Annotated in this window: 12 protein-coding genes; 10 read left to right on the top strand and 2 right to left on the bottom strand. The window is 34.4% G+C overall.

Features of this window, described 5'->3' with window-relative positions:
- The 7 genes from RQ907_RS06260 to RQ907_RS06290 all read left to right on the top strand — a co-directional run.
- Positions 1 to 350 (top strand): potassium transporter TrkG (locus RQ907_RS06260; protein ID WP_311492522.1); only part of this gene is annotated, 350 nt, incomplete at its 5' end.
- A 179-nt stretch (positions 351 to 529) separates the two neighbouring features.
- A complete protein-coding gene (gene rplM, locus RQ907_RS06265; protein ID WP_311492523.1) occupies positions 530 to 970 on the top strand; it encodes a 50S ribosomal protein L13 in 441 nt (146 codons plus the stop codon).
- Between the two features lie 10 nt (positions 971 to 980).
- Entirely contained in the window at positions 981 to 1,373 is a 393-nt protein-coding gene (rpsI, locus tag RQ907_RS06270; protein ID WP_311492524.1) for a 30S ribosomal protein S9, read from the top strand.
- Between the two features lie 53 nt (positions 1,374 to 1,426).
- Positions 1,427 to 2,050: an epoxyqueuosine reductase QueH gene (locus tag RQ907_RS06275; RefSeq protein WP_311492525.1), complete on the top strand. Its 624-nt coding sequence runs from the start codon at positions 1,427 to 1,429 to the stop codon at positions 2,048 to 2,050.
- Between the two features lie 39 nt (positions 2,051 to 2,089).
- A complete protein-coding gene (locus RQ907_RS06280; RefSeq protein ID WP_311492526.1) occupies positions 2,090 to 2,395 on the top strand; it encodes a hypothetical protein in 306 nt (101 codons plus the stop codon).
- Positions 2,388 to 2,867 carry a ferritin gene (locus tag RQ907_RS06285; RefSeq protein ID WP_311492527.1) on the top strand — a complete coding sequence of 160 codons (480 nt, stop codon included), beginning with the start codon at positions 2,388 to 2,390 and terminating at the stop codon, positions 2,865 to 2,867. The genes RQ907_RS06280 and RQ907_RS06285 overlap by 8 nt, the downstream gene beginning before the upstream one ends.
- Before the next feature lie 145 nt (positions 2,868 to 3,012).
- Positions 3,013 to 3,267, top strand: a complete 255-nt coding sequence (locus tag RQ907_RS06290) for a hypothetical protein (RefSeq protein ID WP_311492528.1) — start codon at positions 3,013 to 3,015, stop codon at positions 3,265 to 3,267.
- A 37-nt stretch (positions 3,268 to 3,304) separates the two neighbouring features.
- Here RQ907_RS06290 and RQ907_RS06295 read toward each other — a convergent pair whose 3' ends face one another.
- Both RQ907_RS06295 and RQ907_RS06300 read right to left on the bottom strand, forming a co-directional pair.
- The gene (locus RQ907_RS06295; protein WP_311492529.1) at positions 3,305 to 4,111 is read right to left on the bottom strand and encodes a Cof-type HAD-IIB family hydrolase; all 807 of its coding nucleotides are present in this window, start codon (positions 4,109 to 4,111) and stop codon (positions 3,305 to 3,307) included.
- A gap of 8 nt (positions 4,112 to 4,119) precedes the next feature.
- Entirely contained in the window at positions 4,120 to 4,356 is a 237-nt protein-coding gene (locus RQ907_RS06300) for a glutathione S-transferase N-terminal domain-containing protein (RefSeq protein ID WP_311492530.1), read from the bottom strand.
- A gap of 88 nt (positions 4,357 to 4,444) precedes the next feature.
- Here RQ907_RS06300 and srtB point away from each other — a divergent pair, with 88 nt between their 5' ends.
- From srtB to RQ907_RS06315, 3 genes are all read left to right on the top strand, one after another.
- Positions 4,445 to 5,224 carry a class B sortase gene (gene srtB / locus RQ907_RS06305; protein ID WP_311492531.1) on the top strand — a complete coding sequence of 260 codons (780 nt, stop codon included), beginning with the start codon at positions 4,445 to 4,447 and terminating at the stop codon, positions 5,222 to 5,224.
- The gene (locus RQ907_RS06310; RefSeq protein WP_311492533.1) at positions 5,221 to 6,126 is read left to right on the top strand and encodes a DNA glycosylase; all 906 of its coding nucleotides are present in this window, start codon (positions 5,221 to 5,223) and stop codon (positions 6,124 to 6,126) included. The genes srtB and RQ907_RS06310 overlap by 4 nt, the downstream gene beginning before the upstream one ends.
- A gap of 291 nt (positions 6,127 to 6,417) precedes the next feature.
- Positions 6,418 to 7,965 (top strand): hypothetical protein, encoded by a 1,548-nt coding sequence (locus RQ907_RS06315; protein ID WP_311492532.1) that lies wholly within the window; start codon positions 6,418 to 6,420, stop codon positions 7,963 to 7,965.
- The last annotated feature ends 206 nt before the right edge of the window (positions 7,966 to 8,171 follow it).

An 8,171-nucleotide genomic window follows, 5' to 3' on the forward strand; every position in this document is an offset into this window, starting at 1 on the left:
ATCCAAGAAGGGTAACAATTACAAAACTAGATGGTAAAAAGATGGACGAGGAATTAGAAGAAGCTGTAAATAAATATTTGGTTTTATATATCCTTCTTTTTATCCTCTTTATGGTAATAGTAAGTAGGGATGTAGAAAATTTTGAAGCAGCCTTTGCGGCAGTAGCTACAACCTACAACAACGTAGGACCAGGCTTAAAAGACTTTGGGCCGGTATCATCCTTTGCAGCTATGGCACCGGCATCTAAATTTACCCTAACCTTTGCCATGCTATTTGGAAGGCTCGAACTATACCCAATGTTATTATTATTCTCACCTTATAGCTACAAAAAATTAGCTGGGAGAAAATAGAAAAATATTGACAAATACAAGAAAAGCTGGTATTATATATCAGTCGACTCAGACCTTCATAAGGAATCGAGACGAATCGCATATCCTGGGAGCGATGAAAAAATGCCAGGACGAGTACAGCCGCAAGCTACTAGTGCGGTGTCTAAATATAGTAGCCGAAAAAATTATAGGAGGATGAGATGAAACATCAAAAGACATGGACTGCGACTCCATCAAACATCGAAAGAAAATGGTATGTTGTTGATGCAGAAGGCATGGTTCTAGGTAGACTAGCAAGCCAAGTTGCAGCAATACTAAGAGGAAAGAACAAACCAACCTTTACTCCACACTTTGACACAGGAGACTATGTAATAGTTGTAAATGCTGACAAGGTAGTGCTTACAGGCAACAAAGAAGATCAAAAAGAATACAAGAGATATTCTGGATACACAGGTGGTCTTAAAATTACTAAATTTAAAGACATGCAAGCTAAGTTCCCAGAAAGAATTGTAGAACACGCTATCGTAGGAATGCTTCCACACAACAAACTTGGTCGTGCTATGGCAAAGAAACTAAGAGTTTATGCTGGCGCTGATCACGGTCATGAAGCACAATTCCCAGAAGCTTTAGATCTTAAATAAGGAGTAAAAAATGGCAGATAACATTATACAATCAACTGGTAGAAGAAAAACCTCTGTTGCTAGAGTAACAATGGTACCAGGATCTGGAAATATAATCGTAAATGGAAAAGATTTAGATCAATATTTTGATTTTGAATCTCTTAAAATAGTAGTAAGAAGCCCACTAACATTAACAGAAAATCTTACAAGCTATGACATAAGAGTAAATGTAAATGGTGGTGGATTTAATGGTCAAGCAGGTGCTATTAGACACGCAATCGCAAGAGCGCTAATAATTGCAAACCCAGACCTAAGAATTGCCCTAAAGAGAGCAGGCTTCCTAACACGTGATTCACGTAAAAAGGAAAGAAAAAAACCAGGTCTCAAAAAGGCGAGAAAATCTTCACAATTCTCAAAGAGATAATATGCAAATCGCAGGAATGTTTATTCTTGCGATTTTTTTCTTGAAAGGTTTTTATGAATAAAATTAATTACAATAGGCTAATGGAAGAAACCCTTGAAAAATTGAAAAAAGAAGGAAAAAAACCTAGGCTCTTGCTCCAAGTTTGTTGTGGCCCTTGTTCAACACAGGTTATCCAAAGGCTTAGGGAATACTTTGCCATGGATTTATATTTTTATAACCCAATGATTTACCCAAGGTCAGAACTCGATAAGCGTGCAGAAAATCTAAAAAAAGTTGCAGAAAAATCTAATTTTGAGGGAGAAGTTATAATTCCTCTTAATGATATGAAAGACTTTTACCAAGTGGCACAAAAAAGAAAAGATGACAGAGAATTTGGTATGGCTTGCTATGATTGTTACAAATTAAGGCTAGAAGAAACAGCAAGACTTGCCAAGGAAAAATCCTACGAATATTTCACAACTACTTTATCAATCTCACCTTATAAAAATGCCCAGTGGCTAAATGAAATAGGACAAGATCTTGAAGAAAAATACGGCGTAAAATATTTATTTGCTGATTTTAAAAAAAGAGATGGATACAAGAAATCTATTGAGCTTTCAAAGGAATATGGGATTTATAGGCAGGAGTATTGTGGCTGTATTTTCTCAAAAAAAGAAATGGAAGAAAATAATTGTTAGCTTTTTAATAAATGGGTATGTTATTAATAGGAGATGGCTATGAAAGACTTACTTTTAATTAAAAAAATAAATCCTCTTATAGATTCTGCAAAAGTTTTTCCTTTCACCTTTCAATTAGATGAAAAATTCACTAAAAAGGAGGCGATGGAGATTTTCTGTGGCCTAAAATCAAAGGGCATAATCGCAGAGGATGAGTTTATGATTAAGGATAAGAGTTTCACAGTCAAAATAAACTCCGGAAATACAACACAAGTAATGAAGGAGATATTAGCGAGAAACCTAGATATATATGGAGTATATATACCATACGGTGATTTGCTAGAAAAAGGAGAAATAAATGAGTAAAGTATTAGAACTATTAAATGACCAAATGAACTTTGAATATGAATCAGCCTACATTTACAAGGCAATGGCTGCTTACACAGACAGACTTGAACTTGATGGATTTACACATTGGTTTGATGGCCAAGTTCACGAAGAAATCGAACATGGCGAAGCTATGAAACACTTCCTTCAAGAAGTAGGCTACGATGTTAGATATAAAGCTATAGCTGAACCACAATATGACTATGAAAGCCTAGTAGATGTATTTAAGGCAGCCCTAGCTCATGAAAAAGAAGTTTCAAGAAGAATTCTTGAAATAGCAGAAGTTGCTAAAGATGAAGACCTAAGAGTATTTTCATTCATCAAAGGTTTCATTGATGAACAAGTAGAAGAAGAAGATACAGTAGGTAAAATCGTAACTAGACTAGAAAGAATCAATGGCAACTGGGGTGGAATCTACATCCTTAATGGCCAACTTGCTAGAAGACAATAATTATCACAGGGAGCTTAGGCTCTCTTTTTTTGTTAATAAATATTATTAAAGTATAACTTGAGATATGGACAATTTTAAAAATAATTATTAATATATTTGACACTCGACTTTAATATATGTATAATATTCTCAAAAGGAGCTAGATATGATAACTTTACTTTTAATCATTGGTGCCATTTTTGTCGGCATCCCACTTATAAAATTATTTTTAAAACTAATCTTGGGTATTTTGGGCATTAGCCTAGGTCTGGTGAGCCTTCCCTTATTGCTAGTTGGGTGCTTGGTTATTTTACCAATTGTGATTGTTTTTGGTATCCTAACCCAACTCTTGCCTATCATTATTGTTGGGGGACTTATATACCTAGGATATAGGTATATGACAGATAGAAACTATTATTGAAAAAGACTAAGCAGAAATTTTTGCTTAGTCTTTTAATTTATAGGTTTAAAACAAATTTTTCTATGGCTTCGCCAACTGCACCCTTGTTGTTATCTTGTTGGGTAACATAGTCTGCAGTTTGTCTTACTTGGAGTCTTGCATTTTTTACCGCCACAGACCTGCCAACTTCTTCAAGCATGGCTACGTCATTGTGGTTATCACCTATGGCAAGAACATCTTTTAAGTCTATGCCATAGTAGTCGCAAACTTTTTTTAGGGCCACAGCCTTGTTTACACCCTTGGCATTTATTTCCATATACATATTTGAAGAATAGGAAATTTCTAGCTCGTAGTTGGTTATTTTTGCTATATCTACCTCATGAGCTTGGAGTTTATTCATATCTGTATTTTTTATAATTACCTTTAAGATTGTTTCATCTTTTAGAAATTCAATATTGTCTGTATCTAGGATATTTATGTGCTTTTCGGCAACTATTGTATCGTCAGATAGGTTTATACCGTATTTTTTATCTAGGGTGTAAAGATAAAAAGTTAGGTTGTTTTCATAGGCGTAGGCGAAAATTCTTCTGGCATAGTCAAAGTCCATGTCAACTACATTTACAACTTCTTTGGTTTTTACATTCATTATAACAGCTCCGTTACAACAAACGATGTACCTATCGTCAGCTACTACACCTGCTTGTTCTGGTATGTCAAAAATTTCATAAGGGCCTCTGCCAGTTGCAAGCATGACTATTATGCCCTTTTCTATTGCCTTTTTGATGGCTATTTTATTTCTTTCTGGTACTTTCTGATCTCGGCTTATTAACGTTTCATCTATATCTGATGCAATTAGTTTAATCATATGGGTCCTTATTTATAGTTTTCCTTTAGGAATTTTATTATATCGTCAGATTCGTATAGGTATTCGCCATCGTGGTAGAGGCAAGGAACTTGTCTTTTTCCACCCTTTTCTATTAGCTCTAGCATAGCCTCTCTATTTTCATTTATATTTACTAGTGGAATATCTATATTATTTTCATTCATAAAATCTTCGACTTTTTTACAAAACCTACAAACTGTACCGATATATAACTTGTAATCTGTCATAGTTTCTCCTTTTTTTATAAAATACTTTTATTTACGCTCTATTATGGTATATTATACTAATGAAACGAAACTTTTTAAAGGTGGTAAAATGAAATCAAAAATAATGGCTCTAATTAGATTTGTCCTTATTTTGATAATCTTAGCCTGCATTTCTATCTTAGGTAAGAGGGGCTTAGATTACTGGACAAACATGAAAAACAACAGATATATAGAAGATTTATCAAAAGAAGTAGAAGAGGTAGTCGATAGGGATGATGAGAAGGGTTCTAAAGAAGAAGTCAAAGACCCAATGAAAAGACTTGAGAAAATCCACTTGACACTGCTAAAAAAATTAAAAGAACAAAACTCTGATGTAATTGCTATAATTGAAATTCCTGGAACTGGTATAAAATATCCAATCCTTCAAGGTCCTGATAATGAATACTATTTAAGAAAGGGACTTAACAAGGAATATGATATAGCAGGTTGTGTATTTATGGATGTATATAATTCTCCAGATATGAATGATGATAATTCAGTAATTTATGGTCACCATCTAGAGATAAACTCTATGTTTACACCACTTGACCAATACAGAAAACAAGAATTTGCAGAAAAAAATAGGATTATTTATGTAACCACAGAAGAAGGTTTAAGGAAATATGAAATTTTCTCAGCTTATGGTACTCCATCAACTTCAGACTATAGGACTTTAGACTTTACTTATGAGGGGGACAAGGTTCCTTATTTCAACAAGCTTAGATCAAGTTCTGAAGTTCAGCTTGAAACAAGACCTTTTAAGGAAGATGATACAATACTAACCCTATCAACCTGCCAATATGACTATGCAGATCAAAGGCTTGCTATCCATGCCCTTAGGATTAAATAATGAGATATATTACTAAGGATAAGAGAAAATTAGATATCAAAGAAGGCCCTGAGGGACTTATCCTCAGGGAGGATTCTTTTAAAGTTGACCATATTTTTGAATGTGGTCAATGTTTTAATTTTAGAAAAAATGATGACGGCTCTTTTACAGCAGTTTTTTTAGGCAAAATCATAAACCTGCTCGAATGTGACGGTTATACCTTGATTAGAAATGTAAGTCTTGATGACTTTTACGATATTTTCTACGATTATTTTGACCTAGGAACAGATTATAAACTGATAAAAGAAGAATTATCAGGATCTGAAATCCTAAAAAAAGCCAGTGACTATGGTTATGGAATTAGGATTTTAAACCAAGACTTATTTGAAACAACAATCTCCTTTATTATTTCAGCAAACAACCAAATCCCAAGGATAAAAAAAGCGGTAAGGATAATTTCCGAAAGGTATGGCGATTATCTTGGGGATTATTTGGGAGAAAAATATTATTCTTTCCCATCTCCAGAAGTTCTTGCCAAGGTTGACCCACTGGAATTAAGGGAATATGCTAGGGTTGGTTTTCGTGATGTAAGGATAGTCCAAACAGCCCAGGCCTTTGTAGATGGGTTTTTGAATTTTGAAGATGAAAAAAATCTAACAGATATCGATCTTCACAAAAGACTCAATGAACTTCCGGGGATTGGCCCCAAAGTAGCTGATTGCATCATGCTCTTTGCCTACCACAGGAGGGAGACCTTCCCTGTTGATGTCTGGATAAAAAGAGTAATGGAAACACTCTTTATAGGTAAGGAAGTCCCAAAAAAACAAGTAGACTACTACGCTAGAGAAATTTTTGGGGATCTCGCTGGTTACGCCCAGCAATACCTATTTTATTATGGTAGGGAAAACGCCATTGGTAAATAAGAAAATAATTCTTCTAGGATTTACTTTAATGGCCAGTCTAGGAAAAATATATTAAATTTTTAATTTTGATGTTTGAAATAATCATTTTATTTCAAACATCATTTTTTTATTTAATACAAGTAATTTGATAATAAATAATCCAATAGATTTATGAGTTTATCTTGACACGGTAATAAAATTATGATAAATTTATATTAGGAAAATGTTTTTGCTGAGAGAATAGAGGCTGCTATGAAAAAGAAAATTAATATTTATTTAAAACAAGATCAAATTTAAGTAAGGAGGGGGTTTATGATAGGCAAAAGGCAAAAAGTTCTTCTTATTTTTCTAGCCTTGGCTTTAGTAGGCTGTGGTAAAGAAAAGCTTGACGAAGAACCTACAAAGATAAGCGAAGAAGAAGGGGAAGAAAAAGCAAAGGATTTGGCAAAAAAATCTGAAGATGAAAATGAAAATCCTAAAGAAAAAAACCTAGCCAAGGAAGAAAGCAATGAAGATTTAAAATTAGTAAAAGAAATAAATTTTAAAAGAAAACCAATAAAGGCTCAGGCCCTAGAAGGAGCAAAGGCAGGTAGTAATTCAACCCTAGTAGAAGATAGGCAAGTCTTTAAGGATTTTGTAGATGAAAAACAAATGGAAAAGGCCAAGGGTCTCCGCTTTGGTATCCACCTACCAAAAATTTTGCTGGATTCAAAGGATGCGGACCAAGCCAATGAGGAAATAGAAAAGGATCTTGAAGAGTTAAAAACCATGTACAAGGATGCGGACGATTATTCTAAAGATAGCGATGAACCCTTTGTTCATGCAGAGTTTTCAACCTACCAAGACGACGAAATCCTAAGTGTTTTCATCCATCTCTACAATAATATTGACTCAGGTTTTCAAGTATATAGGGCCTATAATTTTTCAATTAAAGATGGCAAGCGTCTTACAGATGATGAGCTCTTATCCTATTTTGCTATTAGTCCTGACCAGAAATTAGACTTAATGGAAAAAAGCCTAGCGGACTACTATAGGCACATAATTGACCATTATGACAGTTATTTATCAAATCCTTCCTACCAGTATGACATGGGAAATAAAGAAGGTTTTGCCATCAAAGACTTGTGGCAAGATAATTCTAATATATTTTATGTAAATGAAGTAGGTAGACTAATGTTTTTTAGCAAAATCTATTCAGATGCAGGCATAGGGGAAGCAATAGAAATCCAAACCCTAGCTGGACCTGATTATAAAACTAACCGATACTCAGATGACTTTGTAAGGATGGCTACAAAGCTTGGTATAGACCCAGATGATAAAAATGTAAGTGCCTTTATAATCTATATGGGCAGGGCCAATGCAGAAGATACTCTACCTAATGTAATGAGCAAACTATTTGCCTGGCAAGCTTGCTTTGCAGACTATAAAGACCCAAGACTAATCTTAGAAGGCCAGAGAGATCCTAATGATGATAATAGTGCATTTTTAACTGGTAATGACTTTTACCTAGTTGTACCAAAATGGGAAAATGCTGTTGTAAGTCTAAAGTCTGTAGAAAAAGGCAGTAATGGCGAGCCAATCGAAAAAGATGATGATTTCCTCGATGGTATTTGCCAAAGGTCAACCGTCCTCATTTGCCAGAGCCAAGAAAAAGATATGCCAAGTGTGAAAATCAAAATCGCCTACAGGGATAAGGAAATAGAAAGCCTTGTAAGTTTAGATAAAAATGGCCAAATAACTGGTCTTAACCCAGAGATAATAGATGCAAATAAGATTTTAGATTGGGATAAAACAGTCGTAGAATATTCATTCTCAGGACCACTCTACGCAAAGGTCCTATCAATAATGGGAAGGGGATAAGGATATATTATGAAAATTAAAAAAGTATTTATAGTAAGTCTTGCTATGGCGTGTTTGGTAGCCTGTGGCGATAAAAAAGTAGATGAAAAAGCTAAAGAAGAAACAAAGTTATAAGAAAAAGAAAGCTCAAATGAAGGAGAAAATACATCTGAGGAAGAAAGCTCAGATGGTGAGATAGCCAAGCTTAAAGAAGGCAAGGAATGGGT

The sequence above is a fragment of the uncultured Anaerococcus sp. genome (assembly GCF_963510575.1).
GTDB lineage: Bacteria > Bacillota > Clostridia > Tissierellales > Peptoniphilaceae > Anaerococcus.